Annotated in this window: 1 protein-coding gene; it reads left to right on the plus strand. The window is 45.6% G+C overall.

Going from position 1 to position 623, the window contains the following annotated elements:
• Nucleotides 1–597, plus strand: a 597-nt coding sequence (locus ACTHOQ_RS18900) for a transposase (protein ID WP_440497740.1), incomplete at its 5' end; no start/stop codon positions are given.
• Nucleotides 598–623: the final 26 nt, after the last annotated feature.

A 623-nucleotide genomic window follows, 5' to 3' on the forward strand; every position in this document is an offset into this window, starting at 1 on the left:
CAGCTTGTCGGCGATACGGCCTATGGCACAGGGGAAAACCGCGAGAGAATACAAGAGAAGGGAATTTTACTGACGGCCCCTATCCAAAAATATGCGAACCCGACTGGATTGCTGGAAAGCGACTGGTTTATTTATGATGCAAATTTGGATGAAGTCACTTGTCCCCAAGGCTATTCGACTGCTCAGAAAGTGCGGAATAATCCGAGCCGCGGGTACCAATTTAAATTCGATGGGAAAACGTGTACATCCTGCCCACTTTTTGAACAATGCACGACCAATAAAAAAGGCCGGACTGTCTTTATCAGCGATTACTATGAAATCATGGAACAGGGAAGATCCTACAATCAATCCGAAGCGGGCAGGCTGGCATTAAGAACGAGGTACAGGGTAGAAAGAACGAACAATGAAGCGGCGAACCATCAGGGACTAAGAAAACCTAGAACCAGAGGAAGAGAGAGATTAAGGGTTTCAGCCAAACTGACCGCCATGGTTATAAACCTGAAAATTATGGTAAATAAATTGACAGAACCAATCAAGCCCTTTTACCGTTTCAAAAAATGCGAAAAACGGGTTAAGGCCCCCGTCTGCCCAAATTAAGGAAATCAAGGCAAACGGAACGCCCT

This window comes from Solibacillus silvestris, from assembly GCF_051967575.1.
Taxonomy (GTDB): Bacteria; Bacillota; Bacilli; order Bacillales_A; family Planococcaceae; genus Solibacillus; species Solibacillus silvestris_B.